The following is a 14484-nucleotide window of genomic DNA, read 5'->3' as shown; positions in this document are numbered from 1 at the left end:
GGAATGGGGCGGGGACTGTGAAGGAGGTCACGGTTGAGGCATCAACAGCGCCCGTCAGGGGCGTGCTCGTCCACCAGGCCGACGCGGTCCGCGAAGACCGCCGCCTGGACGCGGTTGGCGGCGCCGGTCTTGGCGAGCACCGCCTTGACGTAGTCCTTCACCGTGGCGACGCCGATGTGCAGGCGGGTGGCGATCTCGGCGTTCGAGAGGCCGTGGCCGAGGTAGCCGAGCACCTGGCGCTCGCGCGCCGAGAGGCCGACGACGCCCCGCTCGGTGCCGGAGCGGCGGTACTGCCGGACCCGCCGGACGACCGAGTCCGACAGGCAGCCGGCGCCGGTGGCCAGCGCCCGGACCGAGCGGACCAGCACCTCGGGGTCGGTGTCCTTCAGCAGGAAGCCCGCCGCGCCGAGCCGCAGCGCCTCGCCCACGTACTCGTCGGTGTCGAAGGCGGTGAGCATGGCCACCTGCGGCGGGTCGGGGAGCCGGCGGATCCGGCCGAGCAGCGTGAGGCCGTCGACGTCGGGCATCCGGATGTCCAACAGCACGACGTCCGGGCGCAGTTCGGCGACCGCGCCGAGGGCCGCGCCGCCCTCGCAGGCCGCCACCGCCGTGATCTCGGGCGAGGCGGAGAGGATCATAGCGAGGCCCGATCTGATCAGGGCCTCGTCGTCGACGACCAGCACCCGCAGGTGGGCTTCCGTATGCACTGCCGTCATGGGACGTTTCCCAGCTCGTCGGACGGATGGGCGTGACGCTACCCCACCGGTGATTGGCGGGAGAAGGCCGCTTCGGTCACGGTTCGCATGCGTTCCACACAGCCCGCAGACCCCCCGAACGGGGGGCCGCCACCCCTCCCCCAGGGGGTGCCGGGCGGCGGGCGGCAGGCGGCAGGATGCGGTCACACTCCGAGCCAGCGCAGCGCAGCGCAGCTCCCACACCTCTCCCCCGGGGGTTCCACCATGTCCGGATCCGCTTCCTTCCGCCGTCCGCGCCTTATAGCCCTCGCGGCCACCGTCGCCGCCGTGGCCGCCGCCGGCGCACCCGCCGTGACGGCGACGTCCGCTGCCGCCGCCTCGACCACGCAGGTCAAGCCGATCCCGGCCAGCGCCGGCCACGTGCTGCACGTGAACGAGGCCAGCCCGCTGTCGACCACCGAGTGCCAGGCGAAGTACCACTCGGACTGCTACGGACCGACCCAGTACCAGGCGGCCTACGACACCGCCCCGCTCTACGACCAGGGCATCGACGGCTCCGGCCGGACGATCGTGATCGTCGACTCCTTCGGCTCGCCGACCGTCCAGCACGACCTGGAGGTCTTCGACAAGCAGTACGGCCTGGCCGACACCCAGGTGCAGGTACAGCAGTGGGGCAGCGTGCCCGCGTTCGACCCCAAGAACAAGGACATGACCGACTGGGCGGGTGAGACCACGCTGGACGTCGAGTACGCCCACGCGATGGCCCCGGGCGCGAAGATCGTGCTGATCGAGACGGGCGTGTCCGAGACCGAGGGCACCCAGGGCTTCCCCGAGATCATGGACGCCGTCAAGGACGTCGCCGCCAAGGGCACCGGCGACATCGTCAGCCTGAGCCTGGGCGCGACCGAGGACACCTTCGCCGAGCAGGCCAAGAAGGCCGGCGACTACCACCTGCTGAACGGACTGCGCTACGGCCTGAAGGCGGCCGCCGACCACGACGTCACGGTGCTCGCGGCCAGCGGCGACGCGGGCGCCACCGACAAGATGCTCGACGGCAAGACCTCCTACACCAAGCGCGAGGTCGGCTGGCCCGCCTCCGACCCGCTGGTCACCGGCGTCGGCGGCACCCGCCTGCACCTGGACGACCAGGGCAACCGGCTGAGCCCCGACGTGGTCTGGAACGACGGCGACGGCAGCTCCGCGGGCGGCGGCTCCTCCCGGGTGTTCAACCGGCCGGCCTTCCAGGACGGCGTCTCGGACGTGGCCGGCAGCCACCGCGCCGTCCCGGACATCAGCCTCAGCGCCTCCCCGGCCGGCGGCGCCTGGGTGTACAGCAGCTACGACCCGGCCCACACCGGCTGGGAGGTCATCGGCGGCACCAGCCAGGCCACCCCGATGTTCGCCGGCATCGTCGCCCTCGCCGACCAGGCCGCCGGCAAGCGCCTGGGCAACATCAACCCGGCCCTCTACCAGCTCGCCGAGAGCCAGAGCGACGACAACGACCACGGCATCGTCGACGTCACCTCGGGTAACAACAGCACCTCGACGGTGACCGGCTTCAGCGCCACCGAGGGCTACGACAGGGCCTCCGGCTGGGGCACCGTCGACGCGTACCAGTTCGTGAAGTCGCTCGCGGGCCGCGACGACCTGTAACCGGTCGACCACGTCACGGCCGGTCCTCGGAACCTGTGTCCCAGGACCGGCCGTTACCCTGGCAGGACGTCCCGTCGAGAGGCACCGTCCTGATGGCCAAGATCCCCGCCGCCCCGCGCGCCCAGACGCGGAAGGCCCTGCTGCAGCTGACCGGGGTGAGCCGCTCCTACGGCGACCGCGAGGTCCTGCACCCCGTGAGCATGACGCTGGCCGCCGGCGAGTGCGTCGCGCTGCTCGGCCACAACGGGTCGGGCAAGTCGACCCTGCTGCGGGTCGCGGCCGGACGCGACCTGCCGACCAAGGGCACGGTCCTGTTCGACGGGATCCCGATGGACGAGAACGACCCGCGGATCCGCGCGCGGGTCGCGGTGGTCGGCGACACGGTCGCCTGCTACCCCGACCTCACGGTGCGCGAGCACCTGCTGCTGGTCGCGGTCGCGCACGGCGTCGACGGCGCGCACGCCTGGGTGGAGCAGGTGCTGGAGGACCGGATGCTGGCCGAGCGGGCCGACGCGCTGCCCTCGGCACTCTCCTCCGGGCAGATGCAGGCCCTGCTGCTGGCCTGCGCCCTGGTGCGGCCGCGCGACCTGCTGCTGCTGGACGAGCCCGAGCAGCGCCTGGACCCCGAGGCGCGGCGCCGGCTCGCCGACCTGCTGAAGGCCGAACTCGCGGACGGCGTGGCGGTCATGCTGGTCACCCACCACACCGACCTCGCGCTGGACGTGGCCGACCGCGTGGTGGTCCTGGAGGACGGCCGGATCCTGAACCACGGCTCACCCCGCAAGGTGCTGGCCGCCGAGTTCGCGGCCCGCAACGGCGCGGCGAGCGCACGGTGACCGACGCCCTGGTGGACGAGGTCACCGAGACGGACGCCGACGAGGCACCCGCCGAGTGGACCGCCGACGACGACTGGACCGACGAGGCCCTCGCCCTCCTGCGCACGATGCGCGCCCCGCACCGCCGCAACCGCGCCAAGCAGGTCGGCTTCGCCGTCTACTGCACGCTGCTGCTGCTCGTCATCTGGGGCGGCATCCCGAGCCTCGGCCTCTTCCTCCAGGCCTCGATGGGCGCCGACTACACCGGCCACGGCGGCCAGCTGCTCGCCGCGATGCCCAGCGGCATCGCCGCCGTCGGGCTCGCCGTCCTGCTGCTGGCCGTCCGGGACGGCCTGTGGCGCGGCCCGGTGGTGCCGCCCCGGGCGGCGGCCGACTGGCTGCTCGCCCACCCGGTGCGCCCGCGTCCGGTGCTGCGGCCGTGGTTCTGGCTCTCCTGCGCACTGGCGGTCTTCCCCGGCCTGGTGACGGCGCTGGGCGGCATGGTCGCGCTCGGACTGACCGACAGGGTGGGGCTGCCCGCCGCGCTCGGCTGGTGCCTGCTGGGCGGGGTCTGCCTGCCGCTGCTGGCCACCTGCGCCGGGCTGCTGGTGGAGCGCAGCGACCGCGCCGCGCACTGGGTGCGCCGACTCACCCCGTACGCGGCGCTGCTGGTACTGGCGCTCGGCGCGCAGAGCGGGCTGGCCGCCGCGGGGCACCCGGTGCACTGGCTGGAGCGGGTCGAGCTGTGGTCGGGCCCGTGGGGCTGGGCCGGGATCGCCGCGCTGGAGCCGACCCGGGCCGCCGTCCCGGGCGGCTGGGTGGCCGCCGCGCTGCTGGTCGTGCCCACCGGCGCCTGCCTGTGGCTGGCCGACCGGGCCGCCGCGACGGTCTCGCTGACCCGGCTGCGCGAGCGCGCCCGGACCGCCGCCGGCGTGCTGGCGGCGCTGCGCACGGTCGAGCTGCGCAGCGCGAAGCTGGCCGTGACCAGCGCCTCGGACGGCACCCGGCAGCGCCGGCGGATCAGCCTGCCGGTGCCGCGGCGCGGCTGGCTGATCGTGCCGTGGCGGGACGCGACGGCGCTGCTGCGCTCCCCCGCCCGGCTGGGCCGCGCGGTGGTGCTCTCGGTGCCGGCGCAGTTCTGCGCCGTCCTCGCGCACGGCGCCCGCGGCGGACTGTCCTGGCTGGCCGCGGCCGTCGCCCTGGTCTTCGGCTACCTGGCCGTCGCCCAACTCCTTGAGCCCGCCCGGATCGAGACGGACGACGTCCGCCGGGCCTCCTGGTCGCCGTACCCGTTCCCCGCGCTGATGCTGCGGCACGCGATCGTGCCGACCCTGGTCGGCGTGCTGCTGGCGCTGGGCGGGGCGACGGCGGTGGTGCTGGCCGGCGGCGGCGTGGCCGCCTGGCTGGCGCCCGCCGTGGTGCCGGCCCTGATCGGCGCGGGCCTGGTGAACGCGTGCCGGGGCGTGATGCGGCAGGATCTGATGATCTCCCCCGGCCAGGGCACCGGCGGCGGGGCCGGTCCGTTCCTCTTCGCCGCCTGGTACGCAGCCGGCCCGCTGGTGGCCGTGGCGGCACTGACCGTGCCGCTGTCGACGGCGCTGCGCAGCGACGCGCCGACCGCCGCCGCGCAGGCCGCCGGCCTGAGCCTGCTGCTGACCGCCGGCCTGCTCCGCTGGGCCTGGGACCGCGCCGCCAAGCTCACCGGCCGTCCCCGCGCGGGCGCCGCCGGGTAGCGGAGCGTAACGGCAGCAGGGCGAGGGGGCGGGCGCACACGGTGCGCCCGCCCCCTTTCTGTAGGCCGATTTCTAAAGGCCGATTTCTGTAGGCCGATCGGGTCAACTCGAATCAACTCCGTATACAGATCCACTACGGTCCGTCATATTGGCACCACCGAACGGAGTATCGCCAGAACGATCGAGGGATGCCCATGACCGTGACCACTCCCGCCAGCCCTGCCAACCCGGTAAGCCCGGTGAGCCCGGTGAGCCAGGTCGCTCCCGCCGCCGCCGCCGTCGCCACCGGCCCGCTCGGCGGGCCCCGGTGAGCCGGCCCGACATCGTGGTGATCGGCGGCGGCCCGGCCGGGGCGGCGACCGCCTGGCACCTGGCCACCGCCGGCGCGGCCGTGGTCCTGGTGGACGACGGCCGGGTGCCCTGGCGGTCCGTCGGGCAGCAGCTGTCCTCCTCCGCTCTGGCCCGACTGCGCGTCCTCGGCGTCGCCGACCGGTTGACCGCCGCCTCCACCGCCGTGCACGAGGCCCGCAGCTCCTGGGCGGGCCCCGAGGTCGACCACCGCTCCAGCCTGCTCAGCCCGTACGGGCCGCCCTGGGCGGTGGACCGCGCCGCGTTGGATGAGCTGCTGCGCGGTGCGGCCCAGGACGCCGGCGCCCGACTGGTCCGTGCGCGCGTCGGAGCGGCGGCGCGGCCGGACGGGCGGTGGGACGTGGTCGGTGCGGACGGCGTCGACCGGCCCGTCCCGGTGGTGGTCGACGCCACCGGTGCCGCCCGCGCCGTCTCCCGCGGCCGGCTCCGGTGGCACGCCGCCGACCGGCTGCGCTGCACCGTCTGGCAGGCGCGGCCCGCCGACCCGGGGCCGCAGCCCTGGTCGCTGGTCGAGGCCGCGCCCGACGGCTGGTGGTACACCGCGCCGAGTGCCGCGGGCGAGCGGCTGACGGTCCTCCAGGTGCAGGACACCGCCGACCGCGCGGTCTCCGTCCCGCCGCCGCGCACCACCGCGCGACTGGCCGCCGACCCGCTGCCCCGGCCCGTCGCGCGCCGCGCCGCGATGGTGGGCTGCGCGGGCCCGCCCTGGCGGTCCGGGCTGGTCGCCGTGGGCGACGCCGCGCTCTGCGTCGACCCGCTCTCCTCCTCCGGGATTCGGCACGCACTCGACCTCGCAGCCCCGGCCGCCGCGGCCGCCCAAGGGCTGCTGGACGGCGACCGGGAGCCGGCCGGCGTGTACGAACGACTCGTCCACGCGGCGTTCGGACGACATCTGAGCGATCGTCAGCAGTTCCACGCCGCAGCCACCCGCTATCGGGAGGCCGCCTTCTGGAGCCGGCGGCGCTGATCAGCACGTAATCCCTCTGGCAGTCGCATTCGGCGGTCCCGTACGCTCTGGGGGCTCCGGTGCGGAGCAGGGTGGGAGAGGTGTGCGGCATGGGGACCGACGGGGACTGGCAGATGCCCGGTGAGCAGGGGGAACGAGCGGACTCCGGGGGGCCGGGCGGGCCGGGGTATCCCGGATACCCCGGGCACCCCGGGCACCCCGGCTACCCCGGCTACCCCGGCTACCCCGGCTACCCCGGAGGGCAGGCGCCGTGGACCGGGTGGAACGTGGCGCCGCCCGCGCCGATGCCCGGGGTCATCCCGCTGAAGCCGCTCGGCGTCGGCGAGATCTTCACCGGGGTGTTCCGCACGCTGTGGCGCTGGGCCGCGCCGGTCTTCGGCCCGGCGGCGCTGGTCGCGGTGGGGTCCGCGTTCCTGGTGAGCGTCGGCGCGTTCTTCGCCTACCAGTCGCAGAGCGGCCTGATCGACGAGCTCCGCAACCAGAGCGACTACGTCCCGACCCAAGCTCAGAGCGTCGGCCTGGCCACCGCGCTCGGCCTGCTGGCGGCGCTGGTGCTGGTCTGCGCGGTGGCGGTCGGCACGGTGACGACCACCATGAGTACGGCGGTGCTGCGCCACGCGGTGCTGGGCCGCCGGGTCGGCACCGGCCGGGTGTGGAGCGAGGCCCGGCCGTTCCTGTGGCGGGTGCTGGGCGTGAGCCTGCTGCTCGACCTGGGTAGTGCGGCGGTCATCGCCGTCGCGCTGCTGCCGGGGATCCTGCTGGGTGTCGGCACCGGCGACAGCGGCGCCGGGTTCGGGGTCGCGCTGATCTGCCTGCTCCCCGCCGCGGCGGCCTTGGTCTACAGCCGAGTCCGGCTGACCCTGGTGGTCCCGGTGCTCGTCCTGGAGGACCGGAGGCCGATCGCCGCGATCCGCCGGGCCTGGCAGCTGAACGAGGGCGCCTGGTGGCGCAGCCTGGGGATCCCGTTCCTGATCAGCCTGGTCGGGTCGATGGCGACGCGGATGGTCTCCGTCCCGTTCACCCTGTTCGGGTTCCTGCTGCTCGGCATGTCGAGCGGCGGCCCGTCCCCCGACGGCACGGACAGCGGCGGCCCCAGCACGGCCGGGCTGGTGCTTTTCGTCGCCAGTCTGGCGATCGGCGTCACGTTCGCGGGTCTGCTCAGCATGCCGCTGAGCCCGCTGGCGCGCGGGCTGTTGTACGTGGATCGGCGGATCCGGCGGGAGAGCCTGGACACCGTCCTCGCGGCGGAGGCCGGTGTCACCTTCCCGGCACCGGCACCCGCACCGGCACCGGCACCGCAGCCCTTCCCGACCCAGCCAGGCCCGACAGACGTCGCGCCGCCCACGGATGCGCCGCCCACGGATGCGCCGCCCGCCTGACCGCAGGGCTGGGCATACTGGTGCACCGGCCGGGTCCGAGGCCGCCACGGGCCGCCCAACCGGCCCGTCGGCCAAGGGCCCTGGAGTCCACGAGGAAGGCGCCCAGGATGACCGCGCAGTTCGGTGACTACCAGAACGAGATCTACGCCGGCGGCCTGCAGGGCGTCATGCCGCCCTACCCGCTGACCTTCGACGGCCTGGCGGCGGGCGCCGAGGCGGCGCTGCCCCCGTCCGTCTGGTCGTACGTGGCCGGCGGCGCCGGGGACGAGCACACCCAGCGGGCCAACGTCCGGGCTTTCGAACGCTGGGGCCTGGTACCGCGGATGATGGTCGGCGCCACCCGACGGGACCTGACGGTCGACCTGTTCGGCCTGCGGCTGCCCTCACCGCTGTTCATGGCACCGGTCGGCGTGATCGGCCTGTGCGCGCAGGACGGCCACGGCGACCTCGCCACCGCCCGGGCCGCCGCGCGCACCGGCGTCCCGATGATCGCCTCCACGCTGACGGTCGACCCGATGGAGGACGTCGCGGCCCAACTCGGTGACACCCCGGGCTTCTTCCAGCTGTACACCCCCAACGACCGGGCGCTGGCGGAGAGTCTGGTGCACCGCGCCGAGGCGGCGGGCTTCAAGGCGATCGTGGTCACCCTGGACACCTGGACCACCGGCTGGCGACCGCGCGACCTGTCCAGCGCCAACTTCCCCCAGCTGCGCGGCAACTGCCTGGCCAACTACACCTCCGACCCTGTCTTCCGAGCCCGGCTCGGCAAGCCGCCGGAGGAGGACCCGCAGGGCGTGGTCCTACAGTTCATGACGGTCTTCGGCAACCCGCTGCGCTGGGAGGACCTGCCCTGGCTGCGCTCGCTGACCCGGCTGCCGATCCTGCTGAAGGGCATCTGCCACCCCGAGGACGTCCGCCGGGCCAAGGACGCCGGCATCGACGGCGTCTACTGCTCCAACCACGGGGGCCGGCAGGCCAACGGCGGCCTGGCCGCGCTGGACGCCCTCCCGGAGGTCGTCGAGGCCGCCAACGGGCTCCCGGTGCTCTTCGACTCCGGCGTCCGCACCGGCACCGACGTGGTGAAGGCCCTCGCCCTCGGCGCCACCGCGGTCGGCGTCGGCCGCCCGTACGCCTACGGCCTGGCCCTCGGCGGCACGGACGGCGTCGTCCACGTCCTGCGCTCCCTGCTCGCCGAAGCCGACCTGCTGATGGCCGTCAACGGCTACCCCACCCTCGCCGACCTCCCGGCAGCCCTGCGCCGGGTGCCGAACGGCGGCTGACGGCGACTGGTGCCGCACCCGGCACCCCCGAATTCCCCGCAACTGGGAAGCGGGCGCCCGCGGCCTCGGGAACACGTCCGAAGCCCGTGTGGAATGGTCCTGAAATCGGGACGGCCAGCAGAATGTGGCGCGCTCTGCGGCAGCGCCGTTCAGTGCGGAGACCTGTGCGCGGCCTGGCGGCCAGGCCGTCGGCCCGTGCCTCGGGCGGCGGTGAGCTGGCGGACGAGTTGATGGAGTGAGATGACGGCTGTGAGCGGAGGCAGTCCGGTCACGACGAGGTCGGGAAGAGTTTGTGAGACATCGGCGACGCACAGTCCGGACGCGAGAGTGGAGAACAGCACGACCACGGCCCAGGAGTGGACGGGCTGACGTCCGTGCAGGGCGGCACGCAGGACCGACAGGCATCCCGCGAGCCACGGCCCGTAGACGATGACCGGCCACAGCTGTGAGAGTGCGTGCGGCACTCGCGAGTACGCCAACGCCCGCAACGGGTCGTAGGAGAACGCCCAACCCAGCACGCAGACCGCGGTGACCGTAACCGCGGTCAATGCGCCGAACAGAGAACCGATCACCTCCGGCCACGCCGACCTGGGTGGCTGTCTCCGCCGTCGGGGCGTACCGGCCATGATCGGCACGGGTTGGTCCACCGGCAGGCGAGGATGCGGAACGAACACCGCCTCGGCCTCCCACCCGACCGCCGACTCGGCGACGGGGTTGAAAGCGGGCGAGTCGCCGTACACGACTCCGATGGCGCAGGCGAGGCCATCGTCGTAGTGCACACCTGGTCCGTAGGTTCCGGCCTGAACGCGGTCGCGGGAGGCTAGCCGGGGATCGTCGCCAGGCTCGACGTATCCGAAGAGCGGCGTCACGTTTCGACCGGGAACGGATGGGGGCTGAGCCGCATCGCGAAGTCGCTCTCCAGCTCGCGGGTCTTCTGAAGCAAGTTGGCCAGCAGGCAGGAGGTGTGAGGCAGCAGCACGCGTTCGCCGGTGCACGAGAGGTAGCCGGTGCACATGTCGCCCGCGTCGTTCCGTCTGTCGGGAACGAAGAGCCACTTCCCGATCTTGACGACCGGATCTTGATCGGAGGGCGCGACGGTATGGAGCTGGGATGTTGATGTCACGGTTCATCAACGAGGGAACCGCAAGCCGGTTCGTGGTTCATCCGGGCGTCGTTTCATATTCGATCTCGACGACGCTCACCGAAATTACCTGGGGTGGCGCGGGGGGGTGGTACTTTTTCAGTTCAGCGCTCACGGTGTCCACCTACCCGGTGGAGCGTGTCATTCCATAGTAATCTCCATCGACGCTCACTGAAAATACCCAGTCATTGTAAATCGGCAGAAACGTTTCCGCTCCTTGATCATCGATCCCCCGTGCTATATTTCCGGCTTGCCTCTGGCATATTTGCGAGGTCATGGGGTGCTGAAATCGACCGTCAGGGGGTTTTCTTGATCAGCTGGGAGGAATACATGGAGGCACTCGGGCTCCATCGCGACGGATGGTCCGTCTCCGGGATTGCCAAGCATCTCGGGCGTGATCGGAAAACGGTGCGAGCTTATCTCTTCGGAGAGCGGTCCCCCGGCATCCGAATTATCCCGCCGGACGGCTTTCTCCGCTTCCTTCCGTACTGCCGACAACGTCTGGCGGATGACCCGCACCTTCTCGCCACCGTTCTCTTCGGCGAGATCGTGGACCTGGGCTACCCGAGCGGCTACTCGACCTTCACGCGTGCTCTGCGCAAACACCACGCCCGGCCGCCCTGCGAGGAGTGTGAGGGCGCCGGTCCCGCCGGGAGCAGCCCGATCACCGCTCGACGGAGCGAGGAGGCGGTCCGATTCGACTGGCTGAAGCTTCCGGAGCCGCCGGCGGGATGGGGCTGCGGCAGCCATGCGCACCTGTTGCTGGGATCGCTCACCCGCTCCGGCCGTTGGCGCGGAGTTCTGGCGGAGAACGAGGACCTGCCGCACCTCGTCGAGGCCATGGAGCGCGTGATGAGGCGGCTGGGCGGCACCGCCGAGTGCTGGCGGCTCGGCCGGACGCCGGCCGTGTACAACCCGGCCAGCGACCGCATGACGTCGGCGTTCCGGCAAGTGGCGAGGTACTACGGTGCGAGAGCCGAGCTCCTCCCGGGCGACGGCCGACGACCCCCGGCATGCGAGCGGGCCGTCCGGGCCGCCCGGTCCTGGTGGAGCACTATGGCGGACGACACCAGGCTGGACGGAGCACAGGAGAGCCTGGACCGGCTCGCGGCAGGTCTGGACCCCGAGGCTCGGGCGGACGACAACGCGCTTGCGGGTGACCAGATTTCGCGCACCGAACCGCTTCGCGAGCTGCCCGCCACGCCGTTCCCGATCTGGGTCTGCGACCGCCGCACGGTCACGGCCCAGGGCGTAGTGCCCTTTCGCGGCAACCTCTACGTCGTGCCTCACCACCTGGCCGGCGCCGTGCTGGAGGTCCGGCGGCGCCTCGACCAGCCCTACCTCTCCATCGCCACCGTCGCCGGAGCCGTCGTCGCCCGGTATCCGCTCGCCCAGCCGGGGGCCGGGCTGACGGTCGTCGAGCGCAGCGGTGTCGCCGTTGTCCTGGAGCGTTGCCCGACGACGGCACGCGCCGACGCCCCGCCCTGCCGAAGGATGACACCGCGTCCGCCATCCGAGAAGGCACTGGCCGAGGCCGGTGCGCTGAGCGGGCGAACCGGTGCCGCGGCCACCTGCCGAGTGTGGGACGGGACGGCCACCACGGCAGCCCGGGTGCCACCCCAGCGGGAGAGCCGACCGACGAATCGGGGAGCTGATTCGCAGTCCGGCCGGGCGCCTCGCTAGGCCGGCATCGGCGCCCGGCCGGTTGCCGGACGCCGATGCCGTTCACGTCAGGCTGGCGACATGACTGCCCGCCCGAACGTCCCGCCCGCCGCTAGTTCCGGTATCGGAACAGGATTCGGCCGCGGGCGAGGTCGTACGGGCTGATCTCCACGAGTACGCGGTCGAACGGAAGGATCTTGATGTAGTTCTTCCGGATCTTCCCGCTGATGTGCGCGAGCACCTTGTGCCCGTTCTGGAGCTCCACCGTGAAGGTGGCGTTGCGCAGGCATTCGAGGACGGTGCCCTCGACTTCGATGCCTCCTGCTGTCTTCGTCATGTCGTACTCTTCTCGTTGGCGATGGGGTGGGGCGTCAGCGGCACACCAACTCCAGGTTGCTGCCGGCGCGCTGGGCGCCGACGCCCTCGAAGAGTGCCGTCGCCGCCTCGTTGGACTCGTTGACCTCGGCCGATGCCGTCTCGATCCCGGAGCTGTGCAGCGAACCCAGCACCTGGGCCAGCAGTGCCCGGGCGATGCCGCGGCGGTGCCGGTCGGCCAGGACGGCGATCAGCCCGATCCGCGGCCTGCGGGTCAGCGGCGCCACCCGGACCATGCCCACGTACTGATCGGACTGCGCCGCCACCGCGTACTTCGACGGGTACAGCACGGTGGTCCCGAGCGGGCGGGGCAGCACCTCGGCCGGCATCGCCTGCCAGCCGACGGTGGCCTCGACCTCCTCGCGGATGGCGCGGTCCAATGCGCGCAGCGGACCTTCCTCCGCCTCGCCGACGAGCACGATCGTCACGCCCGAGGGCGGCTGAAGGGCGTCGAGCCCGGTGACCTGCGGGTCGGTGGGCACGACGTACTCCCACTCGCGGCGTCGGACGGTGAAGCCGACCCGCTCCCAGTTGGACGTCAGGTCGCGATCGGCCTCGTCGACCACCGTGTACAGCGGCCTCGGCAACTCGGCCAGCATCGCGGCGGCGAGGCGGTCGAAGACCGCGTCGTGCCACGCGTCGATGCTCAGGAAGACCCGCCCGTCGGGCCTGGGCGAAACGTCGCCGCAGCCGACCACCTGGTCGTCGGCCAGAGCCTGCCACTCCCGTTCCGCGATCCGTGTGATCACGACCGGGTGGTCGCTCGTACCCGCAGTGGAATTCTCGGTGTTCATAGGTGTCTGCCTCTCAGGAGAGCCTCGTGTTCAGGCGCTCCCGGCGACACCTACGTCAGTCGCCCGACCATGAAGGACAGGGGGGAGCACCCTTGGGACACAGCGTTCACGGGTCTCACCTCCTGGTGACAGTTTCACGGTCGACAGCAAGTTAGCAGGCGGGGGTCGCCGTGCCCAACTCCTTTTTCCTGCTTCCTCGCTTCCTCGCGGAGGGTTCAGAGCTTCTCCTGAGGTTGGCCGCGCACCGCCCGTGCCACGCTGACAGAACAGGACGACCACACCGGAGGGGGCACCGTGACTCCTCCCCGCATAAATGACGGGGCTTCCTGTTACGCCGAGTTGGCGTCGCAGCGGACCAGCCCGGCCCGTAGAACGTTGATGGCGCCCACCGTGTCCGCGTGCGCCAAGTGACCACACCGTACGCAGTGGAATTTCGCCTGAGTGGTGCGGTTCTCCCCGCAGACATGCCCACATTCGGGGCAGGTCCGGGAGGTGTTGCGGGGGTCCACTGCGATAATCGTCCGGCCGGCGCTTTCAGCCTTGCTGGCGAGAATCTGGAGGAACAGCCCCCAACCCGCGTCCGATATCGACCTGTTCAACCCGCTCTTGGCCGCCGCACCGTTGGGCAGAAACACACCAGGCTGCTCGGGGTCCGGCTTCGGCTTCGGGGCACGCACCATGTTGCTGATCGCCAGTTTCTCGTGCGCGATCAGATCGTGCTGACGGACCAGCGTGAGGGCCGTCCTGTGTGCGTGGTCGAGGCGTTGGCGGCGCACTGTGCCGTGCAGGGCAGCGACCTTCTCCACCGCCCGTCGGTGCTTCTTGGTGCGCTTGTCCCGGCGGACACGGGGGAAGGCGGAGAGCTGCCGCTGTGCTTCAGCGAGGGCCTCGGTATTCTCCCGGCCGAACCTGGGGTTGGCGACGAACTCCCCGTTGGAGTCGGCGAGGAAGTTGGCGATGCCCAGGTCGATGCCGACGACGGAGCCGGTCGGCGCGAGAGGCTCGGCCTTCGCCTGCTCGGCGGTCAGCACGACGAACCAGCGCCTGCCCTCGCGCTTCACGGACACGGTCTTGACCCTGCCGACCACCGGCCGGTGCTGGTTGACCTTGACGTGACCGACACCTTGGAAGCGCACGCGGGTAGCGTGGCCGGGCAGCGAATCCCACCGGACACCGTCGCCGTCCTTCGGGAACTCCACGGTGTCGAACCAGTTCTGGCCCCGGAACCGGGGGTAGCCGGGGGTCCGGCCGGCCTTGACCCGGCTAAAGAACGCCTGGAACGCCTTGTCCAGGCGGCGCAAGGTGGCCTGCTGGCTGGAGAACGACCAGCGGCCCTGACGCTCGGGGTCGAACGCTCGGATATCTTTGAGCTGCGCGGACTGCATCCCGTACTTGATGCTCGTCCTGGAGACATGCCGGTAGGCGTCGCGGCGCTCCTGCAAGGCCCCGTTGTAGAGGGAGCAGTGATCGCGGAGCATCTCGCCGAGGGCCTGGACCTGGCGGGTGGTGGGCCGCAGCAGGAACTTGTACGCACGGATCTGCGTGTCCAACGGGCCCACCTCCTCCAGGTCGATGTGATCAAGCTAGTACACGCCACTGACACTGATACAACGCAGTGAGC

13 protein-coding genes are annotated in these 14484 nt (G+C 72.1%); 7 read left to right on the top strand and 6 right to left on the bottom strand.

Features of this window, described 5'->3' with window-relative positions; all coding sequences use genetic code 11:
* Positions 1–41 precede the first annotated feature (41 nt).
* Positions 42–716, bottom strand: coding sequence for a response regulator transcription factor (locus tag P3T37_RS00335; protein ID WP_280721298.1), 675 nt, complete (start codon positions 714–716; stop codon positions 42–44).
* A gap of 243 nt (positions 717–959) precedes the next feature.
* On the opposite strand from P3T37_RS00335, the gene P3T37_RS00330 reads away from it, so the two are divergent.
* The 6 genes from P3T37_RS00330 to P3T37_RS00305 all read left to right on the top strand — a co-directional run bounded on the left by P3T37_RS00330 (position 960) and on the right by P3T37_RS00305 (position 8891).
* Positions 960–2348, top strand: coding sequence for a S53 family peptidase (locus P3T37_RS00330; RefSeq protein WP_280721297.1), 1389 nt, complete (start codon positions 960–962; stop codon positions 2346–2348).
* Positions 2349–2440: 92 nt separating this feature from the next.
* A complete protein-coding gene (locus P3T37_RS00325; protein WP_280721296.1) occupies positions 2441–3184 on the top strand; it encodes an ABC transporter ATP-binding protein in 744 nt (247 codons plus the stop codon).
* On the top strand, positions 3181–4896 hold the full coding sequence (locus P3T37_RS00320; RefSeq protein WP_280721295.1) for a hypothetical protein: 1716 nt from the start codon (positions 3181–3183) through the stop codon (positions 4894–4896). Before P3T37_RS00325 ends, P3T37_RS00320 begins: the two co-directional genes overlap by 4 nt.
* 307 nt (positions 4897–5203) lie before the next feature.
* A complete protein-coding gene (locus tag P3T37_RS00315; RefSeq protein WP_280721294.1) occupies positions 5204–6232 on the top strand; it encodes an FAD-dependent oxidoreductase in 1029 nt (342 codons plus the stop codon).
* An 89-nt stretch (positions 6233–6321) separates the two neighbouring features.
* Complete coding sequence (locus tag P3T37_RS00310) at positions 6322–7611, top strand: hypothetical protein (RefSeq protein WP_280721293.1); 1290 nt, start codon at positions 6322–6324, stop codon at positions 7609–7611.
* Positions 7612–7718: 107 nt separating this feature from the next.
* Positions 7719–8891, top strand: a complete 1173-nt coding sequence (locus P3T37_RS00305) for an alpha-hydroxy-acid oxidizing protein (RefSeq protein ID WP_280721292.1) — start codon at positions 7719–7721, stop codon at positions 8889–8891.
* 149 nt (positions 8892–9040) lie between these two features.
* On the opposite strand, the gene P3T37_RS00300 is transcribed toward P3T37_RS00305, so the two are convergent.
* The gene (locus tag P3T37_RS00300) at positions 9041–9760 is read right to left on the bottom strand and encodes a DUF2637 domain-containing protein (RefSeq protein WP_280721291.1); all 720 of its coding nucleotides are present in this window, start codon (positions 9758–9760) and stop codon (positions 9041–9043) included.
* Entirely contained in the window at positions 9757–10014 is a 258-nt protein-coding gene (locus P3T37_RS00295) for a hypothetical protein (protein WP_280721290.1), read from the bottom strand. Before P3T37_RS00295 ends, P3T37_RS00300 begins: the two co-directional genes overlap by 4 nt.
* A 426-nt stretch (positions 10015–10440) precedes the next feature.
* Between P3T37_RS00295 and P3T37_RS00290 the strand changes: the two genes are divergently transcribed.
* A complete protein-coding gene (locus P3T37_RS00290) occupies positions 10441–11715 on the top strand; it encodes an IS21 family transposase (RefSeq protein WP_280721289.1) in 1275 nt (424 codons plus the stop codon).
* A 91-nt stretch (positions 11716–11806) separates the two neighbouring features.
* On the opposite strand, the gene infA is transcribed toward P3T37_RS00290, so the two are convergent.
* From infA to P3T37_RS00275, 3 genes are all read right to left on the bottom strand, one after another.
* Complete coding sequence (gene infA, locus P3T37_RS00285; protein WP_280721288.1) at positions 11807–12031, bottom strand: translation initiation factor IF-1; 225 nt, start codon at positions 12029–12031, stop codon at positions 11807–11809.
* A gap of 34 nt (positions 12032–12065) precedes the next feature.
* Positions 12066–12863 carry a GNAT family N-acetyltransferase gene (locus tag P3T37_RS00280; RefSeq protein ID WP_280721287.1) on the bottom strand — a complete coding sequence of 266 codons (798 nt, stop codon included), beginning with the start codon at positions 12861–12863 and terminating at the stop codon, positions 12066–12068.
* A 329-nt stretch (positions 12864–13192) separates the two neighbouring features.
* Positions 13193–14413 carry a transposase gene (locus P3T37_RS00275; RefSeq protein WP_280721286.1) on the bottom strand — a complete coding sequence of 407 codons (1221 nt, stop codon included), beginning with the start codon at positions 14411–14413 and terminating at the stop codon, positions 13193–13195.
* Between the last annotated feature and the right edge of the window lie 71 nt (positions 14414–14484).

It is taken from the genome of Kitasatospora sp. MAA4 (genome assembly GCF_029893355.1).
GTDB lineage: Bacteria > Actinomycetota > Actinomycetes > Streptomycetales > Streptomycetaceae > Kitasatospora.
The sequence above is the reverse complement of the archived record's forward strand: the minus strand, read 5'-3'. Positions and strand labels throughout refer to the sequence as shown.

What these genes read in the sequence shown, in the direction of transcription:
- P3T37_RS00335 (WP_280721298.1), bottom strand. Translation starts at nt 716, where the DNA reads ATGACGGCAGTGCATACGGAAGCCCACCTGCGGGTGCTGGTCGTCGAC.
- P3T37_RS00330 (WP_280721297.1), top strand. Translation starts at nt 960, where the DNA reads ATGTCCGGATCCGCTTCCTTCCGCCGTCCGCGCCTTATAGCCCTCGCG.
- P3T37_RS00325 (WP_280721296.1), top strand. Translation starts at nt 2,441, where the DNA reads ATGGCCAAGATCCCCGCCGCCCCGCGCGCCCAGACGCGGAAGGCCCTG.
- P3T37_RS00310 (WP_280721293.1), top strand. Translation starts at nt 6,322, where the DNA reads ATGGGGACCGACGGGGACTGGCAGATGCCCGGTGAGCAGGGGGAACGA.
- P3T37_RS00305 (WP_280721292.1), top strand. Translation starts at nt 7,719, where the DNA reads ATGACCGCGCAGTTCGGTGACTACCAGAACGAGATCTACGCCGGCGGC.
- infA (WP_280721288.1), bottom strand. Translation starts at nt 12,031, where the DNA reads ATGACGAAGACAGCAGGAGGCATCGAAGTCGAGGGCACCGTCCTCGAA.
- P3T37_RS00280 (WP_280721287.1), bottom strand. Translation starts at nt 12,863, where the DNA reads ATGAACACCGAGAATTCCACTGCGGGTACGAGCGACCACCCGGTCGTG.